This is a genomic window from Devosia sp. (assembly GCF_036676215.1).
In the GTDB taxonomy this organism is placed as follows: Bacteria; Pseudomonadota; Alphaproteobacteria; order Rhizobiales; family Devosiaceae; genus Devosia.
The window spans coordinates 1-15,962 of the sequence record NZ_JAKFDJ010000094.1; the positions used below are offsets into that span (position 1 = coordinate 1).

At 64.5% G+C, this 15,962-nt stretch carries 13 protein-coding genes and 1 tRNA gene; 5 read left to right on the plus strand and 9 right to left on the minus strand.

The features are described from left to right. From yidC to rpmH, 3 genes are all read right to left on the minus strand, one after another. The coding region (gene yidC, locus V6M52_RS09585) for a membrane protein insertase YidC (RefSeq protein WP_332700852.1) at nt 1–1,673 on the minus strand (1,673 nt) is incomplete at its 3' end. Next, complete coding sequence (gene rnpA, locus V6M52_RS09590) at nt 1,670–2,074, minus strand: ribonuclease P protein component (RefSeq protein ID WP_332687411.1); 405 nt, start codon at nt 2,072–2,074, stop codon at nt 1,670–1,672. The genes yidC and rnpA, both read right to left, overlap by 4 nt. A gap of 14 nt (nt 2,075–2,088) precedes the next feature. Further along, nucleotides 2,089–2,223 (minus strand): 50S ribosomal protein L34, encoded by a 135-nt coding sequence (gene rpmH, locus V6M52_RS09595; protein ID WP_046136922.1) that lies wholly within the window; start codon nt 2,221–2,223, stop codon nt 2,089–2,091. Between the two features lie 233 nt (nt 2,224–2,456). Between rpmH and V6M52_RS09600 the strand changes: the two genes are divergently transcribed. The 3 genes from V6M52_RS09600 to V6M52_RS09610 all read left to right on the plus strand — a co-directional run bounded on the left by V6M52_RS09600 (nt 2,457) and on the right by V6M52_RS09610 (nt 5,572). Next, nucleotides 2,457–3,884 carry an FAD-dependent oxidoreductase gene (locus V6M52_RS09600; RefSeq protein WP_332700853.1) on the plus strand — a complete coding sequence of 476 codons (1,428 nt, stop codon included), beginning with the start codon at nt 2,457–2,459 and terminating at the stop codon, nt 3,882–3,884. A 53-nt stretch (nt 3,885–3,937) separates the two neighbouring features. Next, nucleotides 3,938–5,365, plus strand: a complete 1,428-nt coding sequence (locus V6M52_RS09605; RefSeq protein ID WP_332700854.1) for a HAMP domain-containing sensor histidine kinase — start codon at nt 3,938–3,940, stop codon at nt 5,363–5,365. Between the two features lie 130 nt (nt 5,366–5,495). Further along, a tRNA-Arg gene (locus tag V6M52_RS09610) sits at nt 5,496–5,572 on the plus strand. A 267-nt stretch (nt 5,573–5,839) separates the two neighbouring features. On the opposite strand, the gene V6M52_RS09615 is transcribed toward V6M52_RS09610, so the two are convergent. The 6 genes from V6M52_RS09615 to V6M52_RS09640 are packed head-to-tail and all read right to left on the minus strand — an operon-like array spanning nt 5,840 to nt 13,708. Continuing rightward, nucleotides 5,840–6,535: a response regulator gene (locus V6M52_RS09615; protein ID WP_332700870.1), complete on the minus strand. Its 696-nt coding sequence runs from the start codon at nt 6,533–6,535 to the stop codon at nt 5,840–5,842. Continuing rightward, complete coding sequence (locus V6M52_RS09620; RefSeq protein ID WP_332700855.1) at nt 6,535–9,201, minus strand: sensor histidine kinase KdpD; 2,667 nt, start codon at nt 9,199–9,201, stop codon at nt 6,535–6,537. The genes V6M52_RS09615 and V6M52_RS09620 overlap by 1 nt, the downstream gene beginning before the upstream one ends. A gap of 18 nt (nt 9,202–9,219) precedes the next feature. Then, complete coding sequence (gene kdpC / locus V6M52_RS09625; protein ID WP_332700871.1) at nt 9,220–9,783, minus strand: potassium-transporting ATPase subunit KdpC; 564 nt, start codon at nt 9,781–9,783, stop codon at nt 9,220–9,222. A 13-nt stretch (nt 9,784–9,796) separates the two neighbouring features. Then, entirely contained in the window at nt 9,797–11,848 is a 2,052-nt protein-coding gene (gene kdpB, locus V6M52_RS09630) for a potassium-transporting ATPase subunit KdpB (RefSeq protein ID WP_332700856.1), read from the minus strand. Nucleotides 11,849–11,857: 9 nt separating this feature from the next. Next, nucleotides 11,858–13,567 carry a potassium-transporting ATPase subunit KdpA gene (gene kdpA / locus V6M52_RS09635; RefSeq protein WP_332700857.1) on the minus strand — a complete coding sequence of 570 codons (1,710 nt, stop codon included), beginning with the start codon at nt 13,565–13,567 and terminating at the stop codon, nt 11,858–11,860. A gap of 27 nt (nt 13,568–13,594) precedes the next feature. Continuing rightward, entirely contained in the window at nt 13,595–13,708 is a 114-nt protein-coding gene (locus V6M52_RS09640; protein WP_332700858.1) for a potassium-transporting ATPase subunit F, read from the minus strand. 208 nt (nt 13,709–13,916) lie between these two features. Here V6M52_RS09640 and V6M52_RS09645 point away from each other — a divergent pair, with 208 nt between their 5' ends. Both V6M52_RS09645 and V6M52_RS09650 read left to right on the plus strand, forming a co-directional pair. Then, the gene (locus V6M52_RS09645) at nt 13,917–15,248 is read left to right on the plus strand and encodes a TrkH family potassium uptake protein (RefSeq protein WP_332700859.1); all 1,332 of its coding nucleotides are present in this window, start codon (nt 13,917–13,919) and stop codon (nt 15,246–15,248) included. After that, nucleotides 15,241–15,915, plus strand: a complete 675-nt coding sequence (locus tag V6M52_RS09650) for a potassium channel family protein (protein ID WP_332700860.1) — start codon at nt 15,241–15,243, stop codon at nt 15,913–15,915. The genes V6M52_RS09645 and V6M52_RS09650 overlap by 8 nt, the downstream gene beginning before the upstream one ends. The last annotated feature ends 47 nt before the right edge of the window (nt 15,916–15,962 follow it).

Genomic DNA, 15,962 nt, shown 5'->3' on the forward strand with positions numbered 1-15,962 from the left:
GTGCCCAGCATGAAGGTGAAGATCACCGGCATCCAGTTGAAGATCATCGCCTGGGTCGGATCGGGCGGCGGCGGATTGAGCTTCATCTGCACCCACATGGTGATGCCCATGATGACCGGCCAGATGCCCAGATGCAGGAAACTGCCGATGAAAGGCAATACGGTCGGATCCCACGGGATCAGGCCGAACAGGGTGAAGATATTGGTCGGATCGGGTGCCGCCAGATCCTGGATCCAGCCGAAGAACGGCGCATGGCGCATGTCGAGGCTGATGAAGATGACGGTATAGAGCGCGAAGAAGACCGGGATCTGGATGAGGATCGGCCAGCATCCGGAAAGCGGATTGATCTTCTCTTTCTTGTAGAGCTCCATCATCGCCTGCTGCTGGGCCGGGCGGTCTTCCTTGAAGCGCTCCTGGATCGACTTCATCTCCGGCTGCACGCGGCGCATGGCGGCCATCGAGGCATAGGAGCGGCTGGCGAGCGGGAAGAAGATGGCCTTGACGATGATGGTCACGGCGAGCACGGCGACGCCGAAATTGCCGATAATGCCGTTGAGGAAGGTCAGCAGATAATACATCGGCTTGGTGATGAAGAAGAGCCAGCCCCAGTCGATCAGCAGATCGAGGCGGTCAAATCCATATTGCTGCTGATAGGAGGCGATGACCGCCTCTTCCTTGGCGCCGGCAAATAGATAGCTCTCATGGGTCGCCGTCGCGCCCGGCGCAACCACCACCGGCGTCGTTTCCACGAAACTGGTCTGGTAGTCGTCATAGGCGCCGGTATTCTTCCAGGAGAACAGCGCGTTGATGCTCGCTGCGGGCTTCGCCAGCACGGCGGTGGCCCAGTATTTGTCGGAAATGCCGAGCCAGCCCGTGGTGTTGTCGAAGCGGACCTGCTGGTCGTTCTGCAGGTCGCTGTATTTCTTCGAGATCATGTTGTTGCTGCCCAGCACGCCATGCGGGCCTTCATGCTGGATGAAGAAATTGGCGACCTTGGGCGTGCCGTGGCGGGCGACGCGGGCATAGGGGAACAGGGCCACGTCGCCCGCGCCGGTATTCTCGATCGTCTGGGTGACGGTGAAAAGGTAGTGCTCGTCAACCGCAAAGGTGCGGCGGAAGACGAGGCCCGCGCCATTGTCCCACCGGAGGGTGACGGGGGTGGCGGCGGTTAGGGCGGTGGCGTCGCCTTCAACGGTCCACACGCTCTGCCCGTCGGGCACGGCAATCGAGGCGCCAGCGGCCGGCACCCAGCCCTGCTCGGCGAAATAGGCGCCAGGCGCGCCGGCAGGCGTCAGCAGGGTGATGATCGGGGAATCCGGATCGACCGTCTCGCGATACTGCTTGAGCTCGAGATCGTCGAGCCGCGCGCCGGTAAGGTTGATCGAGCCGTGCAGGTCGGTGGTGTCGATGGTGACACGGCTGCTGGCGGCAATGGCCGCGGCACGATCGGCATAGACCGCGCTGCCATCGGCGGCGGGTGCCACAGTGCCGTCGGCGGTGGCGGTGGTCGTGGTGGGCGTTGCAAGCGCCGCTTCGCTCTGCGCCTGTTCGGCGGCAATCTGAGCCTGCTGCTGGGCGCGTTCCAGTTGCGGGCCGGCCACGAAGAACTGCCAGCCAAACAGCACGACCATGCTGAGCACGATGGCGATGATCACATTGCGATTGTCGGTCATTGTCTGGGTTTCCGTGGGCCGCGGCCGGAAGAGTGTCGCTCGTCTGCCGATCTGGGTGTGTGTACGCGCACGATCAGCGCGCCCAAATCGGCGACCAGCTTGGCAAAGGGTTCGCTCAGCGCTTCCCTTCGTCCGACCAGCACATAGTCATGGTGGGGGACAAAGTCACGCGCGCATGCTGTCACAGCCGCGCGAAGACGGCGTTTTATGCGGTTGCGTTCGGGAGAGTTGCCGGTTTTCTTGGTGACGGTGAAACCGACACCCGGCTGCGCCTCCGCGGCGGCGATCGTCTGGAGCCCAAACGCAGAGCGCCCGGCGCGATTGCCCCGGGCAGCCCGTTGAAACTGGGAACGCTTGATCAGCCGACGCAGGGCGTCGGGCCTGTGCTCGCTGGCCGTCATCCGGCCACGGCGCCTTAGGCCGTGAGCTTCTTGCGGCCGTCGCGACGGCGCTTGTTGATGATCGCACGACCGTCCTTGGTGGCCATACGGGCACGGAAACCGTGGCGGCGGGCACGCACGAGCTGGGACGGCTGGTATGTACGCTTCATGACATCAAACCGCGCCGGGCACGGTTCCTCTAGTTTGGCTCTGCACAAGCAGGAATTTCGGGCACATCGGAAGCGTCGGACGCCCTGTGTGCGGGTTGGTGGGGTCTATAGGGAAAACTCGCCCCCAAGTCAACGCGCTCGCACCCACTTCCTTGCGCGCCATCCCCCGTTGTTTTCGCGCCCGTATCACCGCATAAGTCGCGACATAGCATTCCATCTAGCCGTTGGCGGTAATGGCGGACAACCTCAAACCTGACCTTTGCGTCATCGGCGCCGGCGCGCTCGGTACTAGCCTTGCCATCACGGCGCGCCAGCGCGGGCTGGATGTGGTGCTGGTGCGGCGCGCCCTCGACGAGGCCGGCGATGCGGCGGCAGGCAGCCTGCGCCGTGCCGCCCTCGCGGCCAGCGCCGAGCGGGCCCAGGCCATCCGCACTGCCGGCCGGCTCGGCCTCGACAATGCCGAGCCCAAGCCCAATTTCCGCACCATAGGCGAACGCGCCGCCGCCATCGCCGACGCCGCCGCGCCGCGTGACGCTGACGACAGGCTTGCGGCTCTGGGCGTCACCGTCCTTTCGGAGGACGCTGCCTTCATCGACCGCCAGACCCTGCGCTGTGGCGATACCCGCATTCGCGCCCGCCAGTTCGCGCTGGCAACCGGGGCGCCGCCGGTGATTCCCGCACTGCCCGGCCTCGACCAGGTGGCCTATTTTACCCCCGACAGCATTGCCGATAATATCCGCAAGCTCAGCCATCTCATCGTCATCGGCGGCACGCCGGCGGCGCTGGAGCTGGCCCAGGCCTATCGGCGGCTGGGCTCCGCCGTGACTCTGGTGCCGCAGGGCGGGCTGCTGCCCGGCTTCGACCCCGAACTGGTCGCCATCCTGCTGCGGGAACTGCGCGAGGAGGGCATCGTCATCCTCGACGCCGCCGAAGTTACGGCCATCCAGCCGCGCAGCCAGGGCACCGGCGTCATGCTGCGCCGCGCCGGTGGCGAGGAGAGCCTGGACGTCTCCCATATCCTCGTAGCCATGGGCCGAGTGCCCGATCTCGCCGCCGGCCTGCTCGACCTGGCCAAATTGCGCCGCGACCGGCTGCGCCCCGATTGCCTGCTGGTGGGCCCGAACGGCCAGACGTCCAACCCCCGCATCAGCGCCATTGGCGGCGCCGCGGGCGAATTTGAACCCCATATCGGCGGCCGGCAGGCCGCCTTGCTGGTCGATCGCCTGCTGGGGCAGGGCAGTGGCCGGCTCGATCCGCTGCGCGTACCGCGCCTGGTGCTGACCCAGCCGGCGCTGGCGCAGGTCGGCCTGCTCGAATCGGACCCGAGGCTTCGACCCGGCCACACTGTGCTGCGGGCCAATCTTGCCGAGAACGATGCGGCTCGCGCCAGCGGCCAGGACCTGGGCGCGCTCAAGCTGGTTGTCGACCGCCATGGCGCCATCCTGGGCGGTGGTGCGGTCGGCCTTGGCGCTGGTGAAACCATGAGCCTGCTGGCGCTGGCCATGGCCCGCGGCCTCAGGCTGGGCGAACTGGGTCAGCTGGCCCTGCCGCAACCCAGCCCCCTGGCGGCACTGACCGAGCTGGCCGACCAGGTCATCGCGCAGCGCCCGCCGGGCAACTGGTCGCAGCGTCTGCCCATTATCGCGCGGCTTCGGCGCTGATGCCCTTGCCTGGGGGCTTACGGAACCCGCGGCTTTGCCTATAATGCATTGACATGACAGCCGAACGCAGCGTCTTGCCCAGCCGGTTCTCCGGCCTCTCGATCAAGCTCATCGCCACCATCATCGCGGTGATACTTCTTGTCGAGATCGTGGTCTATCTGCCCACGCTCGCCAATTTCCGCGCCAGCTGGCTAGACGATCGCCTGCGGGTCGGCGTCGTGGCGGCCCGCGTGCTCGACGCCGTGCCCGATGTCATGGCGCTGCCGCGCAACCTGACCGACCGCCTGCTGACCTCGGCAGGTGCCCATGCCATCGTCTATCGCCGCGAAGGCCAGAGCCAGCTGATCGAGCTGGCCAACCCGGTGACCCCCGACGTGGTGGTGACGGCCGACATGCGCCAGCGCGATCTGATGACGCTGATCGTGGGCGCCATGGATACCCTGTTTGCCGGGCCCGGCCGCACCCTGCGCATCGTCGGCGAGGGCGATCTCGACGAGAGCCTGGTCGAGCTGCTGATGCCCGAGCGGCCGCTGCGGCAGGACATGCTGGCCTATTCCCGTCAGATCGGAATTGTCTCGCTGGCCATTGCGGCGATCACCGCAGTCGCTCTCTATCTGCTAGCCAGCTATCTCTTCATCTATCCGGTCCGCCGCCTGACCCAGAACATCCTCGCCTTCCGCCAGGCGCCGGAAAATGCCAGCCTCGTCATCGTACCTTCGGCGCGGCGCGACGAAATCGGCATTGTCGAGCGCGAACTGGCGGCGATGGAATCCGATCTCTTCTCCATGCTGCGCCAGCGCCGCCACCTGGCCGATCTGGGCCTTGCCGTGGCCAAGATCAATCACGACCTGCGCAACACGTTGACCTCGGCGCAATTGCTCTCCGACCAGGTGGCGACGCTGGACGATCCCAAGGTGCAACGCCTGGCGCCGCGTCTCGTCACCACTCTGGATAAGGCCATCGGCTTTGCCCAGTCGGTGCTCGACTATGGCCGCGAGACCTCCGCGCTGCCGGTGCTGGCACCCGTGCCCATGCGGGCTTTGATCGAGGACGCTGCCTTCGAGGCGCGCCTGGTCGGCCATCCCGCCATTGTCTTTTCCGATCAGGTGCCAGAGACGCTCGTGCTCAATGTCGACGCGGCCCAGATGGGCCGGGTGTTTCTCAATCTGCTCAAGAATGCCCGCGAGGCGCTGGAGAGCACTCCAGCCATTGTCGCGCCGCAGGTCTCGGTAACGGTGGTCGAGGAAGAGGAGAGCGTCACCCTCTCGGTCACCGACAATGGCCCCGGCCTGCCGCCGCGCGCGCGGGACAATCTCTTCGTTGCCTTCCAGGGCTCGGCGCGGGCCGGCGGCACGGGCCTGGGCCTTGCCATAGCCCGCGAAATTACCGAAGCCCATGGTGGCCGGCTGGTGCTGGCCGACCAACCCACCGGCACCCGTTTCGACCTCATTGTCCCCGCCAGTCTGCGCATCCGCACCTAGCCGGAGCGCATTGACGAAAAACTGTCACCTGCGCGCTTGCCAAGCCCGGATCGCCCATGTATGGGTTGCCCCGCTTCAGGCCGAAGAGCACTTGTGCCTCCGCCTGAACCGCCGATCATGTCGGCAGTGCGCGCCCTTAGCTCAGCTGGATAGAGCACCAGACTACGAATCTGGGGGTCAGGAGTTCGAATCTCTTAGGGCGCGCCATTTCTGCATAAACTGCGAACACCGTTCGCGGAAAAAGTCCCTTCAGCAATCGAGCGGTGCAAGCGGTGAGTGCGGCCGTCTTTCGGACATTTGGGTCACCTCAGACGTTGCCCAAATTCTGCCGTTCCGCTCCACATGAACGATGTGTCCGGCTGAGCGTGGCACAAGGCGCGCCCCATTACGGACGTGCCTATCCGCTTTTTCGATTCTTGGAAGCAGACATCGTCGGTGGCAGTGCTCACGGGCGGTCAGCGCCATAAGCGGTCACTACTCCACGTCTGGCGGCTGCAGCCGATAGCCGATACCTGGCTCGTTCTCGATCAATCTTGGGCGGCTTGGGCCAGGCTCGATCTTGGCCCGCAATTGGCCGATCAGCACGCGCAGATACTGAACGTCCTCGGCATGGGCCGGACCCCAGACCTGGGTCAGGATCTGCCTGTGCGTGAGGACCCGGCCGGCGTTCCGCGCCAACAGCAGCAGAAGATCGTATTCCTTGGGGGTCAGGTGAACAGCTTCAGCGAGCAGGGTCACGCGGTGGGACGCATCATCGACGATCAGGCCGCCGAATTCGAACCTCTCGGGCGGTACCCGCGCGTCGTGCCGACGCCGCAGCGCGGTGCGAATGCGCGCCAGCAACTCACCGATGCCGAAGGGTTTTTCAACATAGTCGTCGGCGCCGAGGTCCAGGGCCTCGATCTTCTCGCTCTCCCGGTCGCGGGCCGACAACACGATGATGGGCACAGCAGAAAAAGCCCGGACCGACGCTATCACATCCTTGCCATCGCCATCGGGCAGTCCGAGATCGAGCACAACCACGTCGGGCGCCTGCGCAGCAATTGCGCGTTTTGCCTCGGCGACCGTTCCCACTTGCAGCACATCGTAGCCGACTGCCGTCAGCGCGGGCTTGAGGAATCGCTGGATTTGCGGCTCGTCATCGACGACCAGGATGCGGGGGCGGGTCATCATGTGTCTGCCCCGGCCAGCGGCAAGCGGATGACGAAGCGCGTGCCGCGCTTTCGCACCGCGGGACTCTCGGCCTTGATGGTTCCGCCCATGGCGGTAACGAAACCACGCGCGATCGAAAGGCCAAGGCCGGTGCCGGCCGGCCGGCCATCCCCCTTGGCGCGGCGATGGAACTTTTCGAAAATCAGCTCCAGGTCCTCCTCCGGAATGCCGCGGCCCTGGTCGGTCACGCTGATCACCGCCATGTTTGCCTCACGTCGGACATAGATGCTGACCGGCTTGTCCGTTCCCGCATATTTGCGCGCATTGTCCACCAGGTTGAACAGCACCTGTTCGAGAAGGCCGGGATCGGCCAGTGCCGGTGGCATGGCTTCGGCAGTGCTCGTCTCCAGTTTGAGTTTGTCGTCAATCCTGCCCATGCGCTCCACCAGGCCGGCGATCAGCGCAGGCAGGTCGACGGGTTCGCGCCGGGGTTTGAGCAAACCCGATTCGATCCGCGTCATGTCAAAAAGATTGCCGACGAACCGCGCCAGGCGACCGGTTTCTTCCTCGATGGAAGCCAGTAGGTCCATGCGCGACTCGGCGCTCATCCGGTCTCCAAGCTGGCGCAGGCTGGTAACGGCCCCTGTGATCGAGGCGAGTGGTGTGCGCAGGTCGTGCGAGAGCGAGGACAGCAGCGCCGATTGCAGTTTCTCACCCTCCCGAGCAACGGCCGCCTGCGCATTTTCACGCACCAGGCGCGCGCGATCTATGGCGATCGCCGCCTGTTCGAGCACAGCGGAAACCTGCCGGTCCTCATCGGGCGACAACGGCCCATGGGTGGCGTCGAGCCGAACTCCGGCCACGCCTGCCATGCGCTGATCCGATCGGATGGGTATGAAGAGATAGGCAACGTTGGGCAGTGTCCCCGTCATGAAGCCGGCCGGCTCCTTCTTCTCATGCGCCCATCGCGCCGCGGTCATGGCAGTCTCGTCGAGTGTCTGGTCCGGCGGCCAGGCCACGCGCAGTTCGAGCTCGCCGGTTGCGCCTGCCGCCAGAGCCACCACGGGGAGACCCAGCATGGCGTGGAGTTGTGAGGTCGTTGCCGTCAGGGCGCCGTCCACGCCGTAGGCCGCTGAAAGCTTGCGGGAAAAGTCATAAAGCGCCTGCGTGCTCCGCACCGCCTGACGAGCGCGTTCGACCTGCTCGCGCAGCCGTGCGGCCAGCGTTCCCGTCACTGCGGCAACGGCCACAAAGATGGCCAATGCCAGTACCTCATGCGGCTTGGCGACGGTGAAGGTGCGTACGGGCTCGATGAAGAAGAAGTTGTAGGCAAGGAAGGAAAGACCCGCTGCGAGCAGGGCCGCAAAGCGGCCCGCCAGAATCGCCGAGAGCAGCACCGCCAGCAGGTAGAGTATCGAAAGGTTTTGCAGCACCAGCAGCTGAGAGATGCCGAGGCCGAGCAGTGTGATGGCGCCCACCGTCGCGACCGGCAGACCGACGGACGCGATCCATTCCGGCACGTTGCGCTTGCGGGTACGAAGTCGCCACTTGTCGGCGGCGCCCGGATTTGCGGAAACCAGGTGAATGCCAACGCCCCCGACCGTTCCCAGCAGAGCATCCGGAAGCGAACGCTTGAAGACGCGAGCAAAACCGCTGGTCTTTGGCCGTCCGATCACGATCTGGGTGATATTGTCCCTCCGCACGGTCCGGAGAATCTCGGCAACAAAATCATCGGCCACGACGCGACGCACTTCAGCCCCCAACCGTTCGGCAAGGACCAGCGTCATCTCAAGGCGGGCAGATCGGTCGGCATCGAGGATCGGATCGGCGCTGCGCGCCAGGGCAACCACGATCCAGCGGGCATTGAGGCCGAGGGCCATGCGGCTGGCCGTACGCACCACCTTCTCGGACAGCGCATCCGGGCCGACACAAACCAGCAGGCGTTCGCCAGTGATCCAGGGCCCCTCGACCGCCTGTTGCCGCCAGATGTCGCTCATCTGGTCGTCGACCCGATTGGCGGTGCGCCGCAATGCCAGCTCGCGCAGTGCCGTCAGCGTCTCGGGCCGGAAGAACTTCTCTGCCGCCCGCGTGGCATTCTCGGGCAGGTAGACCTTTCCCTCCTTGAGGCGCTGGATGAGCTCGCTCGGCGGCAGATCGACCAGCAGCACTTCATCGGCCCGCTGCAGCACGATATCCGGCACGGTTTCCCGCACCGCTACGCCGGCAATGCGGGTGACCAGGTCCGCCTGGCTCTCCAGATGCTGGACGTTGAGAGCGGTCCACACATCGATGCCCGCATCGATCAGTTCGGCTACATCCTGGTAGCGCTTGGGGTGGCGCGCCGCCGCATCGTTGGTATGGGCGAGTTCATCGACGATGATGATGGCCGGACGGCGCGCGAGGGCAGCGTCGAGGTCGAATTCGTCGTAGGTCTTGCCCGAATGCTCGCCCTTGCGGCGCGGCAGGACTTCGAGCCCTTCAAGCAGGTTTGCCGTCTCGCTGCGACCATGGGTTTCAGCCAGGCCCACGACGATATCGGTGCCGCCTATTCTGCGCGCCTGGGCGCGTGCGAGCATGGCATAGGTCTTGCCGACTCCGGGCGCTGCGCCCAGAAAGATCGTCAGCTTGCCGCGGCCCTCGCCCGCGGCAAGCTTGAGCAGCGCCCCGGGGTCCGGGCGGGCCATTTCTCGTGCCTCGTCCATTTAGCTGTTGTCGGCTCCCATGGCGTCCAGCGCAAGATTGAGTTTCAGCACATTGACCAGCGGCTCACCGAAAATGCCGATCAGCGGGCGCTCGGTCTGTTGATCCACCAGTTCGGCGAGCATGCCTGCATCAATGCTCCGCGCCGCGGCGACCCGGGCGACCTGGGCGGCCGCGTAGGCCGGGGAGATATGCGGGTCCAGCCCGGAACCGGAGGCGGTCACGGCGTCGGCCGGCGCGCTGGCCCCATCACGCGCGAACGCCTCGGCCCGGGCGGCGACGTCGCTGGCGAGCGTGGCGGAGGTTGCGCCGAGATTGGTGCCACCTGACGTCGCCGCGTCATAGCCGACTGCCGAGGGACGAGGATGGAAATAGTCCTCTCCTGCGAAGGCCTGCCCGATCAGCTCGGAACCGACGACCTGGCCGTCCCGTTCAATCAGGTTGCCATTGGCCTGCCCGGGAAAGGCGGCCTGAGCGATTCCGGTGACGGCCAGTGGATAGACCAGTCCGGTCAAGCCGGCCAGCAGCAAGAGCAGCACCAGGGCCGGACGAATTTGTGCGATCAGCATGGCTGGTCTCCTAGATGAGGTTAAGGGCGCTGACGGCAAGGTCGACGAGCTTGATCCCGACAAAGGGGGCGACCAGCCCACCGAGGCCATAGACCAGGAGATTGCGGCGCAGCAGTGCCGCCGCCCCCACGGGCCGGTATTTGACGCCTTTGAGCGCCAGCGGGATCAACACGACGATGATCAACGCATTGAAAATCACGGCGGACAGAATTGCCGATTCCGGCGTGGCCAGCCCCATGACGTTGAGTGCGCCAAGCTCGGGATATGTCGCCATGAACAGGGACGGGATGATGGCGAAGTATTTGGCGACGTCATTGGCGATCGAGAAGGTGGTGAGCGAGCCGCGCGTCATCAGGATCTGCTTGCCGATCTCGACGATCTCGATGAGCTTGGTGGGGCTGGAATCGAGGTCGACCATGTTGCCGGCTTCGCGTGCGGCCTGGGTGCCCGACTGCATGGCGACGCCGACATCGGCCTGGGCGAGCGCTGGCGCGTCATTGGTGCCATCGCCGCACATGGCGATGTGGCGCCCGCCCTCCTGCTCGCGCCGGATGAAATCGAGCTTCTGCTCGGGCGTGGCTTCGGCGAGGAAATCGTCGACGCCCGCTTCCGAAGCGATGGCCGCGGCGGTTACCGGATTGTCGCCCGTCACCATCACCGTTCGGATGCCCATGGCCCGGAGGGCAGCGAAGCGCTCCTTGATGCCGGGCTTGACCACGTCCTTGAGGTGGATGACGCCGAGCAACTTGTTGCCATCGGCGACGGCGAGCGGCGTGCCGCCGGTGCGCGCGACACGTTCGACCGCCGCGTTGAACTCGGCCGGCGCCTGGGTCTTGTCGAGACCCGCGAATTTGAGCACCGCATCCACGGCGCCCTTGCGGATCTCGCGGCCATTGATGTCGATGCCTGAAATGCGCGTTTGGGCCGAGAACGGGATCGGCATGCCCATGCCTGCGTCGGGCTCGGAAAGACCATATTCGGACTTGGCCAGCGCCACGATGGAGCGGCCCTCAGCGGTCTCGTCAGCAAGGCTCGCCAGCAGCACAGCCCGGGCCAGGTAGGCGTCTTCGATGCCGTCGACCGGCAGGAATTCGCTCGCCATGCGGTTGCCGAAGGTAATGGTGCCGGTCTTGTCCAGCAGCAGGGTATCGACATCGCCGGCGGCCTCGACGGCCCGACCGGAAGTGGCGATCACGTTGAAGCGGATAAGGCGGTCCATGCCGGCAATGCCGATGGCCGAAAGCAGCCCACCAATGGTGGTGGGGATCAGTGTCACAAGCAGCGCCGCCAGCACCGCGATGGAAAGCTCGGTGCCCGAATAGAGCGCCAGGCCATAGAGCGTGACCACGGCGATCAGGAAGACCAGCGTCAGGCCCGAGAGCAGGATCGACAGCGCGATCTCGTTCGGCGTCTTCTGCCGCTTGGCGCCCTCGATCAGGCCGATCATGCGGTCGACAAAGCTCTCGCCCGGCTTGGTGGTGATGCGGATCTTGAGCCAGTCCGAAATGATCTGAGTTCCGCCTGTCACCGCCGAGCGATCGCCACCGCTCTCGCGGATCACTGGAGCGGATTCGCCGGTAATGGCACTTTCATTGACCGAGGCGACGCCGGCCACCACCTCGCCGTCGCCGGGGATGATGTCGCCTGCCTCGACCAGGATGATATCGCCGATCTTGAGGGCGGTTGCGGCGACAATCTCGCTGGCCGTGTCCCCCTCCTTGCCCGGAAACAGCAGCTTCTTGGCAAAGAGGTCCGCCTTGCCGCGCTTAAGGCTTTCCGCCTGCGCCTTGCCGCGCCCTTCAGCGACGGCTTCGGCGAAATTGGCGAACAGCACGGTGAACCAGAGCCAGGCCGCAATCTGCCCGGAAAAGGCGGGCGCGCCGATGCCGGTCACCAGCTCCTGCACCCACAGCGCGCTGACCACCACCGCCACCACCTCGGTGACGAAGATGACCGGATTGCGCACCAATTGCCCGGGGTCGAGCTTGATAAGCGCGTCGCGCAACGCCGGCAGAAGGATCGCCGGGTCGAAGACCGAAGGCGTAGCAGCTTTCGTTGACATAACTGTCTCCTAGAACGTCTGGCCGGCGAGCATGAGGACATGCTCCAGGATCGGCCCCAGGGCGAGCGCGGGGAAGAATTGCAGGCCGCCGAGGATGAGGATGATGCCGATGAGCAGGCCGACAAAGAGCGGTCCATCGCTGGGGAACGTGCCCGAAGATGCCGGCACCCTCTGCTTGCGCGCGAGCGATCCGGCTATGGCCAGAACGGGCACGATATAGGCGAAGCGACCGGCCAGCATGGCGAGCCCCAGCGTGGTATTGTACCAGGGCGAGTTGGCGGAGAGGCCCGCAAAGGCCGAACCATTGTTGCCGGCCGCCGAGGTATAGGCATAGAGGATTTCCGTCAGCCCATGCGGCCCGGCGTTTGCCGGCCCGGCAAGCCCTGCTGGGGTGACCGCGGCGATCGCCGAGAAACCCAGGATAGCGAGCGGCAGAATGAGGACGGCCAGCATGGCCAGTTTCATCTCGCGCGCCTCGATCTTCTTGCCGAGAAACTCAGGCGTGCGCCCCACCATCAAGCCGGCAACGAAGACCGTCAGGACGGCGAAGACCACCATGCCGTAGAGCCCGGAGCCGACGCCGCCTGGGAGTACCTCTCCGAGCTGGATCAGGAACAGCGGCACGAGCCCGCCAAGCGGCGTGAGCGAGGAATGCATTGCGTTGACGCCGCCATTGGAGAGCCCAGTGGTCACGGCCGCGTAGAGTGCGGTCATCGCCTGGCCGAAGCGGACTTCCTTGCCCTCCATATTGCCTGGGGCCGGGTCCATACCAGCGGCAAGATGGATCGGATTGCCCGCTGTCTCGGCCCAGTAGATCGCGCCGATGCCAAGGACAAGCAGGATGGCCATGGCCGAAAGCAGTGCCCAGGCCTGTCGACGACTGCCGACGATCTGCCCGAAGGCATAGACCATGGCCGCAGAGATCGACAGCATCGAGAAGATGCCCAGATAATTTGAGAAGGCGTTGGGATTCTCGAAGGGATGGGCGGCGTTGACGTTCATGAAGCCGCCGCCATTGGTGCCGAGCTGCTTGATCGCTTCCTGGCTGGCCATTGGCCCCATGGCAATGGTCTGGCTTGCCCCTTCCAGCGTCGTTGCGGCAACCGATCCGGCAAGGGTCTGCGGCAGGCCGAGCGCCGCGAAGACGAGCGCGACCACCACGGCCATAGGCAGCAGCACGTAAAGCGTGGCGCGGGTCAGATCGATCCAGAAATTGCCGATCCGATCGACGCCCGACCGGGCGAAGGCCCGCGACACGGCCACGGCAATGGCAATGCCGCTCGCCGCCGAGACGAAATTCTGCACCGTCAGCCCAAGCATCTGGCTGAAATGGCTCATCGTCGTCTCGCCGCCATAGGACTGCCAGTTGGTGTTGGTCACGAAACTGACGGCGGTGTTGAAGGCGAGGTCGGGCGTGAGTCCTGCAAAACCCCGCGGGTTGAAGGGCAGCACAGCCTGCAGGCGCAGGATCGCATAGAGCAGCAACGCGCCGAAAAAACTGAACAGGAGAACACCCGTGGTGTAGCCCAGCCAGGTCTGCTCCGATTGCGATTTCACCCCGGCCAGGCGGTAGAAGCCGCGCTCCACGGGGCCAAGTATTGGGGATAGAAAGGTGCGTTCGCCGTCGAACACCTGGGCCATATAGAGCCCCAGCGGCTTGATCGCCGCGGCGACAAGCCCGAGCACCAGGCCGATCTGCAGCCAGCCTTGCCACGTCATGATAGGTCTCCTTGGAGGATTTTGAAGTCAGAAGCGCTCGGGCGAGATCAAGGTCGCCAGCAGATAGCCAGCGAGGCCGAGCACGATGAGGATGATGATCAGCAGCATGGCATCCTCACAAACGCGACAGGCCGCGCGCATAAGCAAAAAGTGCTAGAAACGCGATCACGACGACGGAGAGGAAAATCAGATCGGACATGGTTGCCTCCATGGCTTGGAGGTCATTCAATGTTCCTGATGGCCATAAAAATTCCATCCGGAAGGTTTGGCTGGGCCATAAGAAAACAATAAGGACGTTGCGCTATTCTGGGCGCAATCAATCCGCTCGAACGACACAAGAAGGCCGAGTTTGAGAGCGTCCCTCCAGCATCCCGCGCGCCTCGTTCCTTTGGCTTTCCTTTCGGCAATCGCCATAGGAACGGCGCTGCTGTTGCTGCCGATCGCCAAGGTCGGTCCGGGCGGCACCGATTTCATCACAGCCCTCTTTACCGCGACCTCTGCGGTCTGCGTCACTGGCCTGATCGTGGTCGACACGCCGACCTATTGGACAGCGTTCGGACAGGCCGTCATTCTGGCGCTGATCCAGGTGGGCGGCTTTGGCATCATGACAGGGAGCACTTTGCTCGGTGTCCTGATCAGCCGGCGCCTGGGCCTGCGCACGCGGATCATCGCCCAGGCCGAAACACGCACCCTTGATTTAGGTGATGTAAAGGGGGTTCTCCGCCTCATTTTCGTCGTGACCATCCTGGTCGAACTCACCATCTGGCCAGTGCTTACGGTGCGTCTGCACTGGAGCTATGGAGAACCCCTGTCCCTGTCGATCTGGAATGGGCTCTTCCATTCCGTTTCGGCCTTCAACAATGCCGGCTTCTCCACCTATTCCGACAGCCTCATCGGATTTGCTGACGACTGGCTGTTTCTTGGGCCAATCATGCTGGGGGTGATCATCGGGGGTATCGGCTTTCCAGTGCTTGCCGATCTACGTCGAACCCTCTGGCGTCCCAGTAAATGGTCCGTGCATACCAAGATTACATTGCTCGGCACGGCCGGCCTGCTTGTATTGGGGACTGTGAGTGTGTTCGCCTATGAAGCGATGGCGAATGGCGTGCTTGGCATGCTGACATTTCCCGAGCGCATACTGGGCGCCCTGTTCCATTCCGTCATGACCCGGACCGCCGGCTTCAACGCCATCGACGTCGGCGCGCTGCAACCCGAGACCCTTGTCGTCACTAATGTGCTGATGTTCATCGGCGGTGGCAGTGCTGGCACTGCCGGTGGTATCAAGGTTTCCACTGCGCTGGTGCTCATGCTTGCCGTCTGGGCGGAAATCCGGGGCGAGCCGGACACGATCGCCTTCCACCGCCGGTTTTCAGCCGATGTACAACGCCAGGCCTTGACCCTCATCGTCCTCGCCATACTCGCCGTCGCACTGGCGACCTTGCATCTGCTTTCGGTCACATCCTTCACCCTGGAGCAGGTGCTGTTTGAAACCATTTCGGCCTTCGCTACTGTAGGCCTATCGACCGGCATTACCGGCGATCTGCCGCCATCCGCCGAGCTCACACTTGTCGCCCTGATGTTCGTTGGTCGCGTTGGCACCATCACCGTGGCCACGGGGCTCGCCCTCAAGCGATCACAGCGGCCCTACCGATATCCCGAGGAGCGCCCAATAGTTGGCTAAGAAAACCACTGCAGCATCGCCCGGCAGCGTACTCGTCATCGGCCTTGGCCGGTTCGGCGGGGCCGTTGCCGATTCATTGGTCAGGCTCGGTCATGAAGTTCTCGCCATCGACGAGGACGCCGCCCTGGTTCAGTCATGGGCCAACCGCCTCACCCACGTGGTGCAGGCCGACTCTACCAACTCGGACACGCTGACGCGCCTGGGCGTCGCCGATTTTGAGAAGGCCGTGGTCGGTATCGGAACCGATATCGAGGCCAGCCTGATGACGGTGCTGGCCCTCAGCGAACTTCGGGTGCCCGACATTTGGGCCAAGGCACTCAGCGCAAAACATGGTCGCCTGCTGGAGCGCACGGGCGCCCACCACGTCATCTACCCGGAAGCGGCAATGGGCGAACGGGTGGCGCATCTCGTGACCGGCCAGATGATCGACTTCATCGAATTTGACGACGGCTTCGCCATCGTCAAAACCCGGGCACCGCGGGAGAGCCTCAACAAGACCCTGGCCGAGTCGGCCCTGCGCAGCAAATATGGCGTAACCGTCGTCGGCGTTAAGCGGCCCAAGACCGACTTCACCTATGCGCGACCGGAGACGATCATCCAGCCTGGCGACCTGCTGATCGTCTCTGGGGCAACGCCTCTGGTGGAGCAGTTCGCCGCGTTGGAATGACGACTGGTGCCCCATCGATGGTCAGGGCAGGACCGGGGCGATGTCCG

Bases quoted from the DNA above. Each gene is read 5' to 3' on its own strand.
- rnpA (WP_332687411.1), bottom strand. From the start codon at position 2,074: ATGACGGCCAGCGAGCACAGGCCCGACGCCCTGCGTCGGCTGATCAAG.
- rpmH (WP_046136922.1), bottom strand. From the start codon at position 2,223: ATGAAGCGTACATACCAGCCGTCCCAGCTCGTGCGTGCCCGCCGCCAC.
- V6M52_RS09600 (WP_332700853.1), top strand. From the start codon at position 2,457: ATGGCGGACAACCTCAAACCTGACCTTTGCGTCATCGGCGCCGGCGCG.
- V6M52_RS09605 (WP_332700854.1), top strand. From the start codon at position 3,938: ATGACAGCCGAACGCAGCGTCTTGCCCAGCCGGTTCTCCGGCCTCTCG.
- V6M52_RS09615 (WP_332700870.1), bottom strand. From the start codon at position 6,535: ATGACCCGCCCCCGCATCCTGGTCGTCGATGACGAGCCGCAAATCCAG.
- V6M52_RS09620 (WP_332700855.1), bottom strand. From the start codon at position 9,201: ATGGCCCGCCCGGACCCCGGGGCGCTGCTCAAGCTTGCCGCGGGCGAG.
- kdpB (WP_332700856.1), bottom strand. From the start codon at position 11,848: ATGTCAACGAAAGCTGCTACGCCTTCGGTCTTCGACCCGGCGATCCTT.
- kdpA (WP_332700857.1), bottom strand. From the start codon at position 13,567: ATGACGTGGCAAGGCTGGCTGCAGATCGGCCTGGTGCTCGGGCTTGTC.
- V6M52_RS09640 (WP_332700858.1), bottom strand. From the start codon at position 13,708: ATGCGCGCGGCCTGTCGCGTTTGTGAGGATGCCATGCTGCTGATCATC.